The organism is Streptomyces sp. NPDC002446 (assembly GCF_053595675.1).
The window spans coordinates 126,929-147,808 of the sequence record NZ_JBSFYC010000004.1 but is presented as its reverse complement, the minus strand read 5'-3'; the positions used below and the strand labels follow the sequence as shown (position 1 = coordinate 147,808).

Annotated in this window: 5 protein-coding genes (1 of these 5 running past the window's edge); all 5 read right to left on the bottom strand. The window is 73.5% G+C overall.

Annotated elements, in window-relative coordinates:
* Window positions 1–75 precede the first annotated feature (75 nt).
* Entirely contained in the window at window positions 76–963 is an 888-nt protein-coding gene (locus tag ACWD6P_RS04480; RefSeq protein WP_451442512.1) for an SAM-dependent methyltransferase, read from the bottom strand.
* Window positions 964–1,321: 358 nt separating this feature from the next.
* Window positions 1,322–2,341, bottom strand: a complete 1,020-nt coding sequence (locus ACWD6P_RS04475; protein WP_451442549.1) for an NADP-dependent oxidoreductase — start codon at window positions 2,339–2,341, stop codon at window positions 1,322–1,324.
* A 28-nt stretch (window positions 2,342–2,369) separates the two neighbouring features.
* Window positions 2,370–4,667, bottom strand: coding sequence for an ACP S-malonyltransferase (gene fabD, locus ACWD6P_RS04470; RefSeq protein ID WP_451442511.1), 2,298 nt, complete (start codon window positions 4,665–4,667; stop codon window positions 2,370–2,372).
* A gap of 1 nt (window position 4,668) precedes the next feature.
* Window positions 4,669–10,569, bottom strand: coding sequence for an SDR family NAD(P)-dependent oxidoreductase (locus ACWD6P_RS04465; RefSeq protein ID WP_451442510.1), 5,901 nt, complete (start codon window positions 10,567–10,569; stop codon window positions 4,669–4,671).
* Window positions 10,566–20,880, bottom strand: the end of a protein-coding gene (locus ACWD6P_RS04460; protein WP_451442509.1) for an SDR family NAD(P)-dependent oxidoreductase. Its footprint extends 13,889 nt past the window's final position; the window shows 10,315 of its 24,204 coding nt (coding positions 13,890–24,204); the start codon falls outside the window, past its right edge; it ends in the stop codon at window positions 10,566–10,568. The genes ACWD6P_RS04465 and ACWD6P_RS04460 overlap by 4 nt, the downstream gene beginning before the upstream one ends.

Below are 20,880 nucleotides of genomic sequence, written 5' to 3'. Positions count from 1 at the left end.
CCGGAGGTGCGCCGCGCCGTCGCCCGGCGACCGGGCCGGCGCTCCCCCGGCGGCACCGCGTTTGAACGGCCCCGGTCAGAGGGGCTTCTGGGCGGTCAGCAGTACGGAGCCGAACTCGTCGACGTCGATCATGGAGGCGGGGCTGAACTTCTCCTCCGCCTCGTCGTCGAAGACGGTCTGCATCTCCTGGGAGCCCCGGCTCATCTGCTCGAAGGTCTGGCGCACGCTCTGCTCGGTGATGTCGAGGAGTTCGACGAAGCGCAGGCCCGCGTCGCGCAGCATGGGCACATAGTCCTCGGGCCGGGCCAGGGTCATGATGAAGTCGCGCAGCAGCCGGTCCACGGCGGGCTGCTTGTCGGCGGGGATGGGGCCGCGCTCGAAGAAGTCGGTGAGGACCAGGCGTCCGCCGGGGCGCAGCACGCGGCGGATCTCGCCGAGGACCCGTCCGCGGTCGGGCATGTGGAAGATCGACTCGATGGCGATGGCGGCGTCGAAGGAGTCGTCGGGGAAGGGCAGTTCCATGGCGTCGGCGTGCCGGAACCCGACCCGGTCGCTCAGGCCGGCGGCCTCGGCGAGGGCGGTGGCGCGGGCGATCTGGTCCTTGCTGATCGCGATGCCCGTGACATGGGCGCCGGTGCGCCGGGCGATCCGCATGGCGGGCTGGCCGACTCCGCAGCCGACGTCGAGGATCCGCTGGCCCTCGACGATCCGCAGGCGGTCGGTCATCGCGTCGGTGAGCCGGTCGGCGGCTTCCACGAGGGGGGTGTCGTGGTCGTCGACGTCCCAGTAGCCGAGGTGGAGGCTGCCGCCGACCGCTTCGGCGTCCAGTGCGGTGAGGCGGTCGTAGAGGCGCCCGACCTCTTCGGGGACGGGGACGGCAGTGGGCGTGGATGCGGAGGGGGACGTGGACGTAGACGTGGCCGTGGGCGTGGACGTGGACGTGGGCGTGGGCGTGCTGGACATGGGAATCCTCCGTTGTGTTTCGGTGTGTCGGTGTTTCGGTGTATCGAAAAGGGGCGGCATTTTTGCGGCGGGTGCCTGGTGCGGCGGTGCGCGCCGGATCTCCGCGGGCCGAATGCCCGGGGGAAGCAAGGAAGGTGGGGAAATCGATGCGCACGGCGTGAAGTGCGCCATCTGCGCGGCGCCTGCGCTTGGAGATCACCATACCGACCGGAAGGCGAAGGGGGAACAAGTCCACCGGAAATTCCGCGGAAAGGGGAAACTCCGGGGAGTTCGCGGGGAGTTCACCGATCTATTCCGCAGGACATGGCGTCGTTTTTCCGCAGGACATGGCGTCGTTATTCCGCAGGGCATGGCGTCGTCATTCGGCGATTCTCACGAGCATCTTTCCGGTGTTGGCGCCCCGCAGCATGCCGAGGAATGCGGCAGGGGCGTTCTCCAGTCCGGGGACGACGGTCTCCCGGTAGGAGATCTTGCCGTCGGCCAGCCAGCCGCGCATGCGGGCGGTGAACTCGTCGTCGAGGTCGGCGTGGCCCCCGACGAGGAAGCCGCGCAGGGTGAGGCCCTTGGCGATGGCCTGCGTCAGGTTCCGCGGGCCGGCCGGACCGTCCTTCTCGTTGACCTGCGAGACGCTGCCGCACAGGGCGAACCGCGCGCCCAGCCTGGCCAGGTCCAGGGCGGCGTCCAGATGGTCGCCGCCCACGTTGTCGAAGTAGACGTCGATGCCAGCCGGCGCGGCCTTCGCCAGCTGTTCGCGGACCGGCCCGGCCTTGTAGTCGAATGCCGCATCGAAGCCCAGCTCCCCGGTCAGATAGGCGACCTTCTCGGCGCTCCCCGCCGATCCGATCACGCGCTCGGCACCGCAGATCCGGGCGATCTGACCGACGAGGGAGCCCACCGCGCCCGCGGCCCCGGAGACGAACACGATGTCGCCCGGCCGGAATTCGGCGGCCTTGAGCAGCCCGGTGCAGGCGGCGTGGCCGGGCATGCCGAGCACACCGAGGTACGCACTGGGCGGCGCGAGCGCCGGGTCGACCCGGACCACGCCGGCGGCGCCCACGACGGCGTACTCCCGCCAGCCGAGGCCGTGCAGGACCAGGTCGCCGACGGCGAGGCGCGGTGACTTCGAGACGACGACCTCGCCGACCGCGCCCCCGTCCAGCGCCTTGCCGAGGGCGAACGGCGGAACGTAGGACCTGGTGTTGTTCATCCGCCCGCGCATGTACGGGTCGACGCTCATGACCAGGTTGCGGATCAGCACCTGGCCGGTCCTGACGGCGGGCAGTTCCGCCTGTACGACCGAGAAGTCCTCGACGGTCGGCCACCCGTCGGGGCGGGCGGCGAGCCGGACTTCGGTGCCTGTGGACGGAACGGTCATCACGTTCTCCTCGACTGCGGTGGGGTGTCCGTCACGCACGGGGCGCTCCGAGGGTGTCGCGCCAGTGGCGGCATGCGGTGGCGATGTGTTCGGCGGCGCCGTCGAGCAGCATCAGGCCGATCCGGTCGACGTGGCGGTGCCGCCATGAGGCGAGTTCGGTGCCCTCGACCCACTGGTTGAAGGCACCCAGCGCCGGCCCGGTCTGGACCTGGTAGTTCACTTTTCCGGAGCCTTCGCCGTTCATGGCGAGGCGCGTGGTGTGGAAGAAGTACCAGCGGAACACCAGCGCCATCTTCTGTTTGGGTTCGGCGTCGGCCCGGTCGATGTCGGCGTCGCGCCCCTGTGACCGGAGATAGGCGCGTACTTCGTCCCAGACCTCTTCGATGCGTTTTCCGAAGTAGGTTCTTTCCAGGAGGGAGCGCGTTTTCTCCGGGATGTCGTCGAGGCCTTCGTAATGGGAGTAGAGGGAGAACAGCTTGTTGGCCCGCGTGGGAAAGAACACGCCTTTGCGGAGCACCTGCACCTTGGCGCCGAATTCAAACATGTCGCCCGCGGGGGCGTAGGCGGTGTCGGCGATGCCGATGTCCTGCAGCATGTCCTTGACCTCGGTGCTCATACCGGATTCCACCGTGCACTGGTTGACGGATCCGGTGAGTACGTAGTCGGCGCCGAGCATGAAGGCCGCCGCGACCGCCGCGGGGGTGCCGAGGCCGCCGGCGAGGCCCAGGCAGATCGGCTCGTCGTAGCCGTACCGGTCCTGGGCGCGCTGCCGGAGCGTGAGCATGGCGGGCATCATGACCGTGGCGACGCCGCCGTCCGTGTGCCCGCCGGAGTCCGCCTCGATCGTGATGTCGTGGCTCATCGGCACCGTCCGGGCGAGCTCCGCCTGTTCGTCGGTGAGCGCGTTCTCCCGGCGGAGCCGGTCCAGGACCGGCCCGGGGGCGGGTGCCATGAACTGCTCGGCGACCTCCGGCCGGGAGACCTTGGCCACGATGCGGTGCTCGGCCACGGTCCGGCCGTCGGCGCCGCGGCGGAGTCCCCGGGCCCGGTAGAGGACGAGCGCGGGCGTCATCTGCAGGAAGGCCGACGCCTCGATGACGGGGACGCCGTGGCGCATCAGCAGTTCGACCAGGGCGCGCTCGGCCGCCGGGTCGTCGTGGTCGGCCAGTACGTTGACGCCGTAGGGCTGCCCGTCGGCCAGGCCGTGCTGGACCTCCTTCACCGCCTGCTCGATCTCCGGGAGCGGCAGGCCGCCGGTTCCCAGGAAGCCGAGCATGCGGTGCCGGCCGAGCCTGACGACCATCTCGGCCGAGGCGATGCCCCGGTACATGCCGCCCACGGCGTAGGCGTGGTGCACGCCCATGCGGCGGCGGAACAAGGGGCTGCCGAGCGCGGCGGCCGGTGTGCCGGGCAGCGCGGTCGGCGTGTCGGGCCGGGCGGCGGGAGCGTCGGGAAGGGCAGGGGGTGCTTCGGGCCGGGCGGCCGGGCGCGGGGCGGAGCGGATCTGGTCGATCAGCTTGCCGAGCACGGCGCCGCCGAGTTCGACGAAGTCGGTGACGCCCTGGTCGAGGAGGTGGTGCACGCTCTCGGTCCAGCGCACGGGCCGCACGATCTGGTCGACGAGCGTGTGCACGGTCCGGCCGGCGGCGTACGGCCGCGCCGTGGCGTTGGCGATCACCGGCGTCGCCGGGTCCCCGAGGGCGAACCCCTCGGCGAAGCGGGCGAAGTCCTGCTGCGCCTGCCGCATCAGGGGCGAGTGGAAGGCACCGGACACATTCAGTCGCACACAGCGGACGCGGCGCGCATCGAGGTGGGTCACCAGCGCGTCGACGGTCGCGGTGTCGCCGGAGACGACCTTCTGCTGCGGTGCGTTGTCATTGGCGACGGTCAGGCCCGAGAAGCCGCCCTCGTCGAGGAGTGCGCGCAGCCGTGCCGCGTCGATGCCGACCACGGCCGCCATGCCGCCGCCCCGTGCCCGGGCCATCAGTGCGCCGCGCCGCTGCACCAGGCGCAGTCCGGTCGCGAAGTCGAAGGCGCCGGCGGCGTGCAGGGCGCAGTACTCCCCCAGGCTGTGCCCGGCGAGGAAGGCCGGCTCGTCGCCGGTGCTCTCGCGCCACCGCCGGTGGGCGAGCGCTCCGACCACGAACAGCGCGGGCTGTGTGTACTCGGTGCGGCCCAGTTGCCGCTGCGGATCGTCCAGGCACAGCGTGCGGAGGGAGTAGCCGAGGATCTCGGAGGCCTCTTCGACGCGTTCGGGGTACGCGTCGAACAGCTCGCGTCCCATGCCGCGCCGCTGGGCGCCCTGGCCGGGAAAGACCACTGCCTTCATGTCAGCGGCCTCCTTGCGCGGAGCCCGCCGGGGCGGCGGCGTCCTCGGCGGCGTAGAGCCGGTCGCAGAGGCGCATCAGCTTGTCGAGCGACTGCGGGGCCGTCATGACCTCGGCATGCATCGAGGTGTCGACGTCGATGGTGAAGAAGTCGTCGATCTGGTCGGCCCACTGCTGCCAGTACGCGATGCCGTCCACGGTGGGCAGGCCGGGTTCCGGGAAGAGCACCATGTGCTCCTCGAAGGCGCCGAAGAACGCGCCGCCCCGGTTGCGCAGGTAGTAGCAGCGCAGTCCGTCGCGCCGCGGCAGCGGCTCCACCGTGTACGTCTCGCCCTGCGTGGCCGCGAAGTAGCGGGACAGCTGCCGGACGCGGGAGCGCAGCTGCGCCTCGGTCTTGCTGACGCCGCGGGCGAGCGCGGCGTCGATCAGGGAGTCGAGGAACGCCGCGGGCTCCAGCGAGGTGTCGACCTCGTCGCGGCGCAGGATCGGGCTGGCGCCGCCGTGCGAGTCGAAGCGGTTGTTGCCGAGGATGAGGTTGACGGCGCGGAAGTCGCTCACCTTGGTGACCACGTCGTCGTCGAAGTTCCCGCCGACGATGAGGGCGTTGGCCTTGTTGGTGGCTTCGGCGTCCAGCGTGTCCAGCATGACCAGCGTGCGCACGTCGGCGCCCCTCAGCTGGAGCTGGCGCACGGTCTCGTACGCGAACAGGCCGCCGAGGGAGAACCCGCCGATGTCGTACGGGCCCTCCGGCTGCACCGCGAGGATGAGGGACGCATAGTGCTCGGCCATGGCGTACTGGCCGGTGAGGATGTCGGTGGAGTCGATCCAGCCCTTCGGCTGGATGCCGTAGAAGGGGCGCGGGCAGCGTGCCGCGAGCGGGGCGTAGGACTCCACGCCGCCGTTGCCGTGGTGGACCCAGAACACGGGCCGGCCGGAGGTGACGCCGTTCATGCGGACCAGTTCGGGGAAGTCGTGCGGCGACGCGGGCTCGGCGCGCCGTGCCGGGACCGCCGCCGGGGCGACGGCCGCCGGGGCCTCCTCGGCCTCCGCGGCGGGCTCCGCGGCGGCCGTGCCGATGCCGGGGGCGGCCGTGCCGGTGATCGCGTCGACGACGTCCTGCAGGGTTTCGCATCCGGCGATGACGTCCAGGGTGAGGGACGCGTCGAGGTGGGTCTGCGCCTGGGTGAGGAACTGCATCATGAAGATGGAGTCGAAGCCGTAGTCGCCCAGGGGCTTGTCCCACCGCAGGGTCTCCGCGTCGACCTCCAGCAGCGTCGCCATGAGGTCCGCGACGACGGCGCCGACGTCCGACGGCTCGGCCGGCTCGGTCACCGGTGCGGCGACCGGCTCGGCGACCGGCTCGGCGGCTGGCGTCGTCGGGGCGGCCGCCGCGGGTCCGGCAGTGGGATCCGGGGCGGGGTGCGCGGGCAGGAAGCGGTCCCGCATCCGGGCGTGGTCGCCGTCGAGGGCGATGGCGCCGGTCAGGCCGGTCGTCCAGATGCGGTCGAGGGCGTCGACGCCCACGGACGCGCGCATCGGCCGCATGCCCACGGACTCCAGCAGGTGGACGGTCGACGGGTCGGCGCCCATGCCGCCCTTCTCCCACAGCGGCCAGTTCACCATCAGGGTGCGGCCCGACCTGCTGCCCCGGCCCACCAGGGAGGCGCGATGAGCGGCGTATCCGTCCATGAAGGCGTTGGCGGCGGCGTAGTCGGCCTGTCCGACGTTGCCGAAGGCGGCCATGGAGGAGAAGCCGATGAAGCAGTCGAGCGGGACGTCGGCGGTCGCCTCGTCGAGGTGGCACAGCCCGGCCACCTTGGGCGCGAACACCTGGTGGAGGTCGTCCGCGGTCTTCCTGGCGACGAAGCCGTCGCGCAGCACTCCGGCGGCGTGGACGATGCCGTGCAGCGCGCCGTACTCGGACTGGACGTCGCGTACGGCCCGGGTCACATCGGCGCGGTCGGCGACGTCGAGCACGCGGTATGCGGCACGGGCGCCCAGGGCGCGCAGGTCGGTGAGGAGTTCCCGCTGTGCCGGGCCGGCCGGGCTGCGACCGCACAGGACCAGGGCGGGCGTCTCGACGCGCCGGGCGATGTCCTTGGCGAACAGGGCGCCGAGCCCTCCGGCGCCGCCGGTCAGCAGGTAGACGCCGCCGTCGCGCCAGGGCGGTACGGGGGCGGCCGGTGCGACTTCGCGCCAGTGGGACACCTGCCGGAGGCCGCCGCGGTAGCGCACGGCCTCCTCGGTGGTGTCCGCGCCGTCGCGCCGCAGCCGTCCGGCCAGCTCGGCCGGGTCCACAGCCCCGACATCGTCCAGTTCGATCCACTGCGTCATGAGCTTGGGGTGCTCACCGCGTGCCGTGCGGAGCATTCCGCTCAGCCCGCCCAGCCAGGGCGCGTGCGCGGGGGTGACGACCTGGACCAGACGCGGCGGCCGGGCGGGCTGCCGCGCCGTGTCGCGCAGCAGCTCCAGCAGCCGCTCGGCGTACTCGGTGTAGCGGCCGGCGGTCTCGCCGCGGGCCTGCCAGGTCTCGCAGGTGGCACCGCCCAGCGCCGCGCCGAGCGCGGTGGCGTCCGCCTCCGGGAGTTCGCACAGGACGACATGCCGCTCGACGTCGTCGCCGTGGTGCTCGGGTGCCGCGCTCTCGCGCCAGTCCGGCTGGATCAGCAGTGCGGGCGGGGTGGCCGGCTCGGCGGTGCGCGGCGCCGGGCCCGGCTTCATGCGGGTGCAGAAGCCCAGCAGGCGCACGCAGACGTTGCCCCGCGTGTCGCACAGGTCGATGTCCAGGCGGCGTACACCGGTGTCGCGGCGGTCGTCCGCGGCGCGGCGCACCAGCGCCCAGCCCTCGGCCGGGGTGGGAGCCAGGACCTGTACCTCGCGCACGGTGAACGGCAGCGCGGTCCCCTCCGGGGCGTCGCCCGTCTCGCCGGGCGCCAGTCCCAGGGTCGCCTGCAGGGCGGCGTCGAGCATGCCCGGGTTGAGCGTCAGCGGGGCTGCCGCCGCGTCGGGGAGGAGCAGCCGCGCAAGGGCGGTGTCCGCACCGTGGTACAGCTCCTGCACGCCACGGAACGCGGGGCCGTACCCCATGCCGATGCGCGCGAACTGCGCGTAGCACTCGTCGCCGAAACGCCGGAACGGGAGGCTCGCGCGCAGTGCGCCGATGTCGTGGGTGTGGTCGGAGGCGAGGAGTGCGGGGTCGGCCTGTGCGGTGCCCTTCGCATGCAGGACGCGGTCGCCGTCGCCGTCGGCGTACACCTCGAACGTCCCACCGGCCGCGGCCAGTTCGACGGTGAGGGTGCGCGGTGCACTCACCTCCAGGGGACGCAGCCAGGTGACGTCGCGCAGGCGCACGCCGGTGTCGGTGGCCCCGGGCGTGGCCCGGACGAGCGCGTCGCGCACGAACTCCAGGTAGGCGGCCCCGGGCAGGACGGGGGTGTCTCCCACGCGGTGGTCGCGCACATAGAACTCGTGCCCGGTCAGATCGCGGCGGTAGGGCGGCGACGGTGGTGCGCTCGGCGCCGCGGCCGCCGGTGCCGGTGCCCGGGTCGTGCCCTTCGCGTCGGCGATCCAGTAGCGCTGCAGCTTGAACGGGTAGACGGGCAGCGGGATGCGCCGCGCCGGCCGGCCGGCGTACAGGCGCCGCCAGTCCACGTCGAAGCCGGTGACCCAGAGCTTGAGCAGGCGTCCGAGCTTGCCCTTGGCTATCCAGCTGTCGATGGCGAGGGCGATGTCGTCGTCGGCGGCGAGCTCGTTCCACGGTCCCTGGCGCTGTGCCCGCCCGGTGTGCAGGCCCTGCGCGGTGCCGCCGTCGAGGAAGGCGCCCAGCCGCTCGCGCAGGTCGGTGAGCGAGGGGGTCAGGAAGGCGAGGCGCTCGTCCATCGCGACGCGGCCCACCTGCAGCGTGTGGGCGAGGTCCGGCAGGTCGGCCTCGCCGAGCCGGCCCGCGTCGATCCAGTCGGCCAGCTGCCGGGCCCGGGCGCGCAGCATGTCGGGCTCCGGGGCGGACAGGACGACGGCCACGGGGTCCTGTGTGCCCACCTGCGGTACGGAGGGCGGTACGTACTCTTCGAGGACGACATGGGCGTTGACGCCGCCGAACCCGAAGGAGCTCACTCCCGCCCGGCGCGGGAGTTCACGGCCCTGAGCGTCGCGCGGCGCCGGCCAGGGCTGCTGTTCGCGCACGAGGTGGAAGGGGCTGCCGTCGAGGTCGATGTACGGATTGACGGTGTCGCAGTGCAGGCTCTCGACCAGTGTGCGGTGCCGCATCTGCAACAGCACCTTGATCACACCGGCCACACCCGCCGCGAGTTCGAGGTGGCCGATGTTCGTCTTCACCGACCCGATACCGCAGTGCGCCCCCTCGACCACCGCGCCCTGCTCCTCGTACAGCTCACGGAAAGCGGACTTGAGCCCGTTGATCTCCACCGGGTCACCGAGCTTGGTACCGGTGCCGTGCGCCTCGATGTAGCCCACGGTCCGGGGGTCGATGCCCGCGGTGCGGTAGGCGCGCCGGATCAGTGCGGCCTGGGCCTTCGGGTTGGGCGCGGTCAGGGAGTTGGAGCGGCCGCCGTGGTTCTCGGCCGTCGAACGGATCAGGCCGTAGACGTGGTCGCCGTCGCGCTCGGCCGCCGACAGCCGCTTGAGCACCAGCATGCCCACACCCTCACCGCGGGCGTAGCCGTCGGCGCGGTCGGAGAAGGTCCGGCAGCGTCCCTCGACGCTGAGCATCCCGGACTTGCTGAAGCTGACATGGCCGTCGGGGATCACCATGGTGTTGATGCCGCCGACGACGGCCGCCTCGCACTCGCCGCGTTCGATCGCGGCGACACCGCGGTGAACGGCCACCAGGGAACTCGAACAGGCGGTCTCGATCGGCTCGCTCGGCCCGTGCACGTCCAGGAAGTAGCTCATCCGGTTCGGGCCGACGGAGGGGACGCTACCCGTGGGGGTGACGCTGTCGCCCCTGCCGCTGCTGCGGTCGGTGAGCAGGCTGTAGCCGGTGTCGCTGGTGCCGACGAACAGGCCGAGGCTGCTCCCGGCCAGGGCGTCGGCGGCGTGGCCGGCGTCCTCCAGCGCCTTCCACACGTACAGCATCAGCAGGCGCTGCTGCGGGTCCATGTGGACGGCGTCCTTCGGGGCGATGCCGAAGAACAGCGGATCGAAGTCGGCGACGCCGTCCATGAAGCCGCCCCACTTCACATTGGTGCGGCCCGGTTCCTGCAAGGGGTCGCCGAACAGGGCGCGCCAGTCCCACCGGTCGGCGGGGACTTCGGCGATGCAGTCGCGGCCGTCGCGCAGGTTCCGCCAGAACGCGTCGAGGTCCTCGGCCTGGGGGAACCGGCCGCTCATGCCGACCACCGCGATGGGGTCGTCCCGCCGCTCGGCGGGCGCGGGGGCGGCCGCGACCGGGACCGGCGTGCCGACGGGCTCGGCGGTACGGGGCTGCGCGGGACGGGACTCCGCGGCGGCGGGCGAGGTCAGCCCCAGGCGGGCGGCCAGCGCGGGGCCGTACTCGTCCGTCAGGTGGGCGCCGAAGGACTGGATCGTCGCGTGCTCGAACAGCACGGTGGGCGCGAGCTCCAGCCCCAGGGCGTCGTTGACCATGTTCACCAGCTGGGTGATGACGAGGGAGTCGAGCCCGTACTCGCTGAGGTCGACATGGACGTCCAGGTCGTCCGGGGTGACCTTCAGCAGCTCGCAGACCTTCTCCACCACGACGGCGCAGACCCGCTCCGTCAGGGCGTCGGTGCCGGCGGCGTCGGCCGGCCGAGCGGACTGTGCGGGTGTGTGCGCCGGCGTCTGCTTCCAGTCGCGGAGCAGGCGGAGCGCCTCGTCCTGCCCCACCTGTCCCTCGCGGATGAGCCGGTGCAGGTCGTCCAGGGATGTGATGCGGGTGGTGCTCATGCCAGGCTCCTCTTGAATTCGTCCGCGCTCATCTCGCGCCGGCCAATGGCTTCGATCAGGTCCAGCAGGTAGGCGTCGTCGGGCCCGGACGGCGGCTCGGGGGCCCGTTCGGCGGGCCGGGCGGGCTCGCCGTCAGCGGTGGGCTCGCCGCCGCCGAGCGTGCGGACGCTGAAGCCCCGGAGGCGTACGCACACCTCGCCGTCGTCGTCACAGAGGTCCAGGTCGAGCCGGCGCACCGCGCCCACGTGGTCGTCCTCGGCGAAGCGGACGACCGCCCAACCGGTGTCCGGGACCGCCCGCAGCACCTCCAACTCGCCCAGGGCGAACGGCAGTGCCGTGCGCGGTGTGCCGGGTGCGTCGGCGAAGAGGCCGACCGTGGCCTGCAGGGCGGCGTCGAGCATGCCCGGGTTGAGTACGTAGCCGCGCTCGCGGGACGCGGCGGCGGGCAGCCTCAGCCGCGCCACCGCCTGCCGCGAGCCGGTGTGCAGACGCTCGATGCCGCGCAGGGCCGGGCCGTAGGCCATGCCGATGCCGGTGAAGCGTGTGTAGCAGGCCTCGGCGTCGAAGACGGGGCCGTCGCACTGCGCGCGCAGGGCCGCGAGGTCGAGCCGTTCGGCGGGGGCGGGGGCTGTCCGCCGCAGCTGGCCGCGGCCGAAGACGACCCGTGCGCCGTCCTCGTCCACCGCGTACACCTCGTAGCTGAGGCCGCCGCTGGCCCGGGTGGTCAGCGCGGTGTGCACGTCGGTCGGCTGCTCGACGGTGAGCGGGCGCAGCCAGGACGCCAGCTTCAGCGACCAGGCCTGTGCGTCGCCGCCGGCCGCCATGGCCGCGGCGGCGCGCGCCATCTCCAGGTAGGCCACCGCCGGCAGCACGGGCACGGCGTGCGCGGGGCTGTCGGGGGCCGTGGGCGGGCGGCCGGGCCGCCAGCCGGAGACCGTCTCCATCACCTGGGCGCGTACGCGGTGGTCGGTGAGGAAGAACTCGCGGCCGGTGAAGTGCGCGGTGTAGCGGTGCTCGTCCAGGTCCGAGGTGTTCGTGTGCACCAGAGGGTGCAGTGCCGCCGGCCGGGCGCCGTTCGCGGGGCGCGTGGTGTCGACCCAGTAGCGCCGGAGACGGAAGGGGTAGGTCGGCAGGGCGATCCGGCGCGGGCGGCGCCCGGTGTGGAGGCGGTCCCAGTCGAAGGGGGCGCCGTTCACCCATGCCTGGAGCAGGCGCGCCCAGTCGTTGCGGTCCGCGCCGCCGGGGTCGTCGTGCGGGCCGAACCCGGCCGGTGCGTCCGGCAGTTCCACGCCGCGCGGGACCGTGCCGCGGAAGACGCCGCTCGCGGGCTCGCCGCGCAGCCAGGACTCCAGTGCCTCCCGCAGTTCGCCGGCCGTGCGGACCAGGCAGGCGAGGCGCTCGGTCAGGGGCGTGCGTCCGGTCTGCGTGGTGTAGGCGATCGACGCCAGGTCGGTGTCGTCGTAGTCGCCGCGGCGCAGGACGTGCACCCAGCGCTCGGCGAGTTCGCACAGCACCTCGGGGTGGCTCGCCGACAGGACGACGGGGACCGGTGCGGTGGGCGCCCGGTCCGGTTCGGGGGCGGTGCGCGGTACGTACTCCTCCAGGACGACATGGGCGTTGACACCGCCGAACCCGAAGGAGCTGACACCGGCCCGGCGCGGGAGTTCACGGCCCTGCGCGTCGCGCGGCGCCGGCCAGGGCTGCTGTTCGCGCACGAGGTGGAAGGGGCTGCCGTCGAGGTCGATGTACGGATTGACGGTGTCGCAGTGCAGGCTCTCGACCAGCGTGCGGTGCCGCATCTGCAACAGCACCTTGATCACACCGGCCACCCCCGCCGCGAGTTCGAGGTGGCCGATGTTCGTCTTCACCGACCCGATACCGCAGTGCGCCCCCTCCACCACCGCACCGTGGTCCTCGTACAGCTCACGGAAAGCGGACTTGAGCCCGTTGATCTCCACCGGGTCGCCGAGCTTGGTACCGGTGCCGTGCGCCTCGATGTAGCCCACGGTCCGGGGGTCGATGCCGGCCTTCCCGTAGGCCTCCCGCAGGAGGGCGGCCTGGGCCTTGGGGTTGGGCGCGGTCAGGGAGCTGCCGCGGCCGCCGTGGTTCTCGGCCGTCGAACGGATCAGGCCGTAGACGTGATCGCCGTCCCGCTCAGCCGCCGACAGCCGCTTGAGCACCAGCATGCCCACACCCTCACCGCGGGCGTAGCCGTCGGCACGGTCGGAGAAGGTCTTGCAGCGGCCTTCGGGGCTGAGCATGCCCGCCTTGGAGATGCTGATGTGCCCGTCGACGCTGACCATCGTGTTGACGCCGCCGGCGATGGCCATGTCCGACTGGCCGTCGCGGAGGGCCTGGACGGCCCGGTGCACGGCGACGAGCGCGCTCGAACAGGCCGTGTCGACGGGCTCGCTGGGACCGCGCAGGTCAAGGAAGTAGCTCATCCGGTTCGGGCCCATGGAGGGGGCCGCGCCGGTGATGTCGTACCCCTCGATCACCGGCGAGTAGCGGGTGACGAGGGTGCTGTAGCCGGTGCTGGTGGTGCCGGCGATGAGGGCCGTGTTCGTGCCGGCGACGGCACCCGCCGCGTACCCGGCGTCCTCCAGTGCCTTCCACACGTACAGCATCAGGAGCCGCTGCTGCGGGTCCATCAGCTCCGCTTCCTTGGGGGAGATGTCGAAGAACAGCGGGTCGAAGTCGCCGACGCCGTCCATGAAGCCGCCGGACGTGACGTGGGAGGTGTTGGGCTCCTTGACGGGGTCGCCGTAGTGGGCGCGCCAGTCCCAGCGGTCCGCCGGGACCTCGCGGGTGCAGTCGCGGCCTGCGCTGAGGTTCTCCCAGAACGCGTCGAGGTCGTCGGCCATCGGGAAGCGGCCGCTGATGCCGATGACGGCGATCGGCTCGTTCCCGGGCGCGTCCGCGGGGGGCGTGGTGGTGACGGCGGTGGCGGGCTCCTCGGTGGCGGGTGCCGCCGCGGGCGGTGCCGGTTGCGGTGCCGCGTCGGCGGCGACGCGGTCGGCGTGGTGGTCGAGGAGGTGCTCGACGACCCCGTCCAGGGTGGGGTTCTCGAAGAACAGGGTCGGCGCCAGGGACAGCCCGAACTCGGCGTTGAGCTCGTTGGCGAAGCCGATGAACGAGAGGGAGTCGAAGCCGTAGCGGGTCATCTCGGCCGCGCCGGTGATCCGCTCGGCGGGCACGTCCAGCAGGACGGACACACGGGCGGTCAGCCTCTTCAGCAGCGCCTTGTGCCGCTGCTCCCGGCCGGCGGGCGCGACGGGCGCGGCGGCGGGCGCGGGAGCCGGCGGTGCCGTCCCGAAGCGTTCGGGGTGGGTGTCGAGCAGGTGGTCCACGACCTCTCCCAGGGTCAGATGTTCGGGGAACGGCTTGGGCACGGGCGGGAGCCCGAACTCGGTGGTGAGGCGGGCGGCGAGCGCGGTGAGCGCGACCGGGTCGAAGCCGTACTCGCCCAGCTCCACCGCGCCGTCGAGCTCCTCGGCCGGTACGGCGAGTACCGCGGCGGCGTGGCCGAGGGCGCGGCCGAGGACCAACGCGCGCAGGGCGGCGCGGTCGGGTGCGGTCACGGCCGGTGCGGCGCCGGTGGCCTCGGGGGCGGCCAGGAGGGTGGCGTCGATGCGGGCGCGGTCGCCGAAGACGGCCAGGACGTGCGGGTCATGGGTGCCGTAGGCGCCCAGCAGCGCCGCCACGCCGTGCGGGGCGCGCATCGGCACCATGCCGACGCTGTCGTGCAGGCGGCGTTCGGTGGCGGCGTCGACCTTCATACCGCCGTCGGCCCACAGGGGCCAGCCGACGACCAGTGTGCGGCCGCGGCGCTCGCCGCCGGCCACCCGCTCGTGGCGGAGGGCGGCGTAGGCGTCCATGAAGGCGTTGGCCGCCGCGTAGTCGCCCTGGCCCTGGTTGCCGTACGCCGACAGCGAGGAGAACCCGATGAAGCAGTCCAGGTCGAGCGCGGCGGTGGCTTCGTCGAGGTGGACGAAGCCGGCGACCTTCGCGGCGAGGACCTCCCGCAGCTCTTCGGCGCTCTTGCGGGCGAGGTAGCCGTCGCGCACCACACCGGCGGTGTGGAGGACGCCGTCGAGGCGGCCGTGCGCGGCGACGACGGCGCGCACGCAGTCGGTCACGGCGTCGCGCCGGGCGACGTCCAGCTCCCGGTAGGCGGCACGCGCTCCCAAGGCGTCCAGTTCTCGCAGGAGTTCACGCTGGGCGGGGCCTTCCGGCGAGCGCCCGCAGAGGACGAGCGCGGCGCCGGGTGCCTGCCGGGCGATCTCGCGGGCGAACAGCGCGCCGAGCCCGCCGGCTCCCCCGGTGAGGAGGTAGACGCCACCGGCCTTCCACGGGCGGGCCGGCGGGGCGTCCTCGACGGCGGTCCACTGCGGCACCCGGCGCTGCCCGCCGGAGTACCGCACGGCCGGGTCGTCGGGGCTCGCCGCGTCCTGGCGCAGGCGCTCGCACAGCGTCGCCGCGTCGACGGGCGCCTGCACCTCGACGAGCTGGGTCAGCAGCCTGGGGTGCTCCATGCGGGCCGTGCGCAGCAGGCCTCCGAGGCCCGCCAGGACCCGGTTCTCGCCGTCGGCGGGCACGACCACCTGGAGCAGGACCTCGCCGTCGCGGGTGGCCGGGACGAGCTGCTGGAGGCGGGCCAGCACCGTCTCGGCCTGGCGGGTGAAGCGCTGGGCCAGGTCGCCGTCGGCGGGCAGCGCCGTGCAGGGCACGCCGAGCCCGTCCCGGACCGCCGCGGGGTCGGTCTGGGCGAGTCCGGCGAGCAGCACCTCGTGCCGCGCCAGCGGACGCGGTGCCCGGGCGGGCCCGGCCGGGCGCCAGCCGGCCCGCATGAGGGTGAGCGTCGCGTCCCCGGTGTGCTGCCCGTCCGCTTGGCCGTCACCGGCGGTCAGGAGGCGCGCGGTGAACCCGAGCAGGCGGACGCACACCTCGCCGTCGTCGTCGCACAGTTCGATGTCGATGCGGCGGACGGCTCCACCGCGGTCGCCGGCCGCGGGCCGCGCCACCGCCCACCCGGAGGCCGGGCTCGGCGCGAGCAGCTGCACCTCGTCCAGGACGAAGGGCAGTGCCGCCACCACGGTGTCGGTGTCCTCGGCCAGTGACAGGCCCAGGGTGGCCTGTACGGCGGCGTCGAGCACGGCCGGGTGCAGGTCCCAGTCGGCGCCGTCCCGGGCGGCCTGCGGCAGGCTCAGGCGGGCGACGGCGAGCCCGGCGCCGACGTGGATCCGCCGGATGCCCCGCATGGCCGGGCCGTAGCCGATGCCCATGCGGTCGAAGAGCCGGTAGCAGTCGTCGTGTTCCACGGTGCGCCTGTCGCACCGGGCGCGCAGTGCGGCGATGTCCAGGCGGGCGGGGGACGGCGTCGCGCACGGTTCGATGCGTCCTTGCCCGTGGGCCGCGGCCTGTTCGCCGCCGGCCGCCGCGGTGATCTCGTAGTGGAGGGCGTCGTCCGCGCCGGGCCGCAGTGCGACCGCGACCGTGGTCGGCCCGGTGACCTGTGCGGGGCGCGACCAGACGACGTTGCGCAGGCGGACGTCGGCGGGTTCGAGGCCCTCGGCGCGGGCCGCCGCGTACGCCATCTCCAGGTAGGCCACACCGGGCAGCACCGGCACGTCGCGCACCCGGTGGTCGTCGAGGAAGAACTCACGGCCGGTCAGTTCGACGGCGAAGGACGCGGAGCCGGGATCTCCGGTCAGCCGGCGGCCGGCCAGCGGCGACGGGGCCGGAGCGGGGGCCGGAGCGGGGGCCGCGGCCGCGGCGGGGACCGCCGGACGTGAGCCGACCCAGTAGCGCTTGCCCGCGAACGGGTAGGCCGGGAGGGACACGATGCGGAAGCCGCCGTCGCCGAAGAGCGGGGCGAAGCGCAGGTCCTGCCCCTGGGCGAAGAGCCCGGCCAGTTCGGTGAGGTCGTCGTGACCGCCGGGCCCGGCCATCAGGCGGGCGGCGCGGGCGCGGGCGGCGGGGTCCTGGCGGCGGAGCCCCTCGGGCGCCTCGCCGGTGACCACGTCCTCGGCCCGGCCGTCGCGCAGCCAGGTCCGCAGGACGGCGACGAGCCGCTCGCGGTCCGTGGCCACGGCCGCCCAGCGGTGGCTGCAGTGGCGGCGTCCGGTGGCCAGGGTGTAGGCCACGTCGCCCAGGTCCAGGTCCTCGTGGGCGAGGGCGTGGTCCAGCAGGCGCTCGGCCTGGGCACGGCGGCCGGCGTCGTCCTGTGCCGACAGGACGATCAGCCAGGCCGGCCGGGGGCCGTGCCCGGCGGTGCGCACGGCGGGGGCCTGTTCGATCAGTGCGTGCGCGTTGGTGCCCGCGGCGCCGAACGAGCTGACGCCGGCGCGGCGCGGCCCGTCGGCGGGCGCGGGCCACGGGCGCAGTTCCGTGTTGATGTAGAAGGGGCTGCCCTCCAGCGTGATCGCCGGGTTGGCGCGGCGGAAGTGCAGCGACGGGGGCAGCTGCTCGTTCCTGAGCGCCAGCAGCACCTTGATGACGCCGGCCACGCCCGCGGCGAACTGGGTGTGCCCCAGGTTGGTCTTGACGGACCCCAGGGCGCAGCCGCCCTCGGGCGCGTCGCCGAACGCGGCGCGCAGCGCCTCGAACTCGATGGGGTCGCCCAGCGGCGTGCCGGTCCCGTGCGCCTCGATCAGCTGGATGCCGGCGGGGTCGACGCCGGCGCGCTCGTGGACGCCGCGCAGCAGGCGTTCCTGCGATCCGGCGCTGGGCGCGGTGAGCCCGTTGGTGGTGCCGTCCTGGTTCATGCCGGAGCCGCGGATCACGCCGTAGATCTGGTCGCCGTCGCGCAGCGCGTCGGTGAGCCGCTTGAGCACGACCACGCCGGCGCCCTCCCCCGGTACGAAGCCGTCGGCGCGCTCGTCGAAGGTGTGGCAGCGCCCGCGGGCGGACAGCATGTTCGCCCGCACGGCGGACCGGTAGAAGACCGGGGTGGACTGGACGAAGACGCCTCCCGCCAGCGCCATGGACGTGTTGCCCAGGCGGAGGTCCTGGCAGGCCTGGTGAACGGCCACCAGCGAACTGGAGCAGGCGGTGTCGACCGACAGCGCGGCCCCCTGCAGGTCGAGGAAGTAGGAGATCCGCGAGGCGATGACCGAGGAGATGTTGCCCCACAGGGTCTGCGGTGGCGCGTCGTCGCCGGTCAGCTGCTGGTAGTCGCTGGGCGAGCCGCCGACGTAGACGCCGCACCCGCGGCCGTCGAGCCGCTCACCGGCGTAGCCCGCGTCCTCCAGGGCGTGCCAGCACTCCTCCAGGAAGATCCGCTGCTGCGGATCGGTGTAGGTGGCCTCCTTGCCGGACATGCGGAAGAACCAGGCGTCGAAGCGCTCGATGTCGTCGACGAAGCTTCCGTACTGGCGCGGGGCGCCCACGCCCAGCTCCTTGTCCAGGTCCCAGCGGGTGACCTCGCCGACCAGGTCGTCGCCCGCGGCGAGGTGTGCCCACAGGGCCGCGGCGTCGGGCGACTGCGCGAACCGGGCGGCGATGCCCACCACGGCGATGCCGTCGTCGGCCGGGACGCCGGCCGGGTCGTCCTGCTCGGGGGCCGCTCCGGCCTTGGCTGCCGGTGTGCGCGGCGCCGACGTCGACGCAGGCTCAGGCGCACCGGTGGGCCGCAGCTGCGCCCCGTACCGGGTGACCAGGTGGTCCGTCAGCCGGTCGAGCGAGCTGTGCTCGAACAGTGCGGTGCTCGGCAGGTCGACGTCGAGGGCGTTGTTCACCGCCGCGACGAGCCTGACGCTGAGGATCGAGTCCACGCCGTAGTCGGAGAAGGACGCCTGCGGGTCGATCTCGTCGGGCTCCATCATGAGTACGCGGGCGAGCTCGGCCAGGAGGAGTTCGCCGACTTGGTACCGCACAGTCGCTTCGTCGGTGTCCGGCGTCGGGTACGCGGGCGCCGGTTGCGCACGCTCGGGCGACGGGGCGATGGGGCCGTGCGCGCCCTCCGGCACCCGGCGGCGCCGGCTCGGTGCGTCGGCCGCCGGCCAGTAGCTCTTGCGCTGGAACGGGTAGGTGGGCAGCGGCGTACGGCGTACGTCGAGCCCGGCGAAGAGCGGCGCGAAGTCGACCTGTTCGCCGTTCAGGTACCGGGTCCGGGCGCGCTCCGGCGCGCTGTCCCCGCGTGGTGCCGGGGTGTCGCTCCGCCCGTCGGCCAGCCAGGCCTCCAGCCGGTGTGTGAGCGCCTCGCGGTCGGCGGCGACGAAGGCCGCGCGGTGGGTGAAGTGGTCCCGGCCGGTCGCCAGTGTGTAGCTGACGTCGGCCAGTGCGGCGTCGGGGGTGCGGCGCAGGTACGCCAGGAGGTCCTCGGCGCGGCGGTGCAGCGCCTCGGGCTGCTGGGCGGACAGGACGAACAGCAGCTCGCCCGGCGCGTGTTGGCGCTCGTCACGGTCCGGGGCGTTCTCCACGACCATATGGCCGTTGGTGCCGCTGAAGCCGAACGCGCTCAGGGCAGCGACGCGCTTGCCCTGTCCGTTGGGCTGCCACGGCCGCAGCGTGGTGTTCACGTGGAAGGGGCTTTCGGTGAGTCGGATCGCGGGATTGGTCTCGTAGTGGTGGAGGGACGGCGGGATCTGGCCGTGGCGCAGCGCGAGCACGACCTTGAGCAGGCTCGCCACGCCCGCGGCGGAGGTGGTGTGACCGAGGTTCGTCTTGATCGAGCCGAGTGCGCAGGTGTCGCGGCCGCCGGCCGTGCCGAACGCGCCGACCAGGGCCTGGCATTCGATGGGGTCGCCGAGCTGGGTGCCGGTGCCGTGCGCCTCGACCATGCCGATCTCGGCCGGGTCGATGCCGAACTCGGCGTGCACCTGGCGGATGAGGCGCTCCTGGGACAGGGCGCTGGGTGCGGTGATGCCGTTGGTCGCCCCGTCCTGGTTGACGGCGGAGCCGCGGATCACGGCGTGGATGTGGTCGCCGTCGGCCAGTGCGTCGGACAGGCGGCGGAGCACCACCACGCCCACGCCTTCGCCGGGGACGAATCCGTCGGCGGCGGCGTCGAAGGTGTGGCACTTGCCGGTGGGCGAGAGCATCCCGCCGCGGCCGGCCGCCAGGTAGGTGTCCGGGGTGGTCTGGACGCTGACGCCGCCCGCGAGCGCCATGTCGGTCTCGCCGCTCCACAGGCCCTGGCAGGCGAGGTGGATGGCGACCAGTGAGCTGGAGCAGGCCGTGTCGACCGCGATGGCCGGGCCCTGGAGGTTCAGGTGGTAGGCGATGCGTGCCGGGACGACCGAGGGCGCGGTGCCCCATGCCGCCTGGGCGGGCGGCGCGTCCTCGAACCACTGGGGGTAGTCGCCGCCGGTGCAGCCGACGTACACGCCGCAGCGCCGGCCGTCCAGCGAGGAGCCCGCGTAGCCGGCGTCCTCGATGGCCGTCCACGCCTGTTCGAGGAACAGCCGCTGCTGGGGGTCGGTGTAGGTGGCTTCGAGGCCGGTCAGGTGGAAGAAGCGGGCGTCGAACCGGTCGATGCCGTCGAGGAAGCTGCCCGCGCGGCAGGGCAGTTCGTCCTGGCTGTAGCCGGAGAGGTCCCACCGTTCGACCGGGCCGACGAGGTCGCGGCCGGCGGCGAGGTGCTGCCAGAGGGCGTCGGTGTCGTCCGACTGCGCGAAGCGGCCGCTGATCCCCACGATGGCGAGAGGCTCGCGTCCTCCGGGGCTGTGCGGGGCTCCGGCGGCGTGCGGTGCTCCGGCGGTGTGCGGTGCGCGCACCGGTGACGGAGCGACGGGTGCCGGAGCGGCGGGTGCCGGTACGGCGGGTGCCGGTGCGGCGGGGGTGGTGGTGAGCTGTGGCCGGTGGCTCTCGGCGATATGGGCGGCGAGCTGCGCCACGCTGTGGTGGTCGAAGATGACCGTGGTCAGCAGGTCGGTCCCCAGCTCCTCGTTGAGGCGCCGGACGAACCGGGCGCCGACGATGGAGTCCAGGCCGTAGTCGGCGAACGCCTGGTCCGGGCTGATCCGGTCGGCGGGCATCCGCAGCGCGTCGGCGAGCTCGGCCAGGACCACGTCCGTGACGGTCCGGGCCGGGGCGGGGGCCGGGGCCGTGGGCTGCGTCGGCGGCTGGGCCGGCGGGCCGCTCGCCTCGGGCGCCGGGGAGAGCGGGCGCGGGCTGCGGGCGAGACCGTCGCTGTGGGCCACGACGACCTGCTGCCCGAGCGCCAGGGCGTCCCCCGCGGGATGGCGGATGCCGGTGAAGCCTTCCTGCTCCAGTACGAGCTGCCAGGCCTCCGGTGACAGCGCGGGGCTGCCGGGCACCCGCAGTTCGGCGTCGTCGTAGAGCCACCAGCCGTCGAGCAGGCCGAAG

Bases quoted from the DNA above. Each gene is read 5' to 3' on its own strand.
- ACWD6P_RS04480 (WP_451442512.1), bottom strand. From the start codon at position 963: ATGTCCAGCACGCCCACGCCCACGTCCACGTCCACGCCCACGGCCACG.
- fabD (WP_451442511.1), bottom strand. From the start codon at position 4,667: ATGAAGGCAGTGGTCTTTCCCGGCCAGGGCGCCCAGCGGCGCGGCATG.
- ACWD6P_RS04465 (WP_451442510.1), bottom strand. From the start codon at position 10,569: ATGAGCACCACCCGCATCACATCCCTGGACGACCTGCACCGGCTCATC.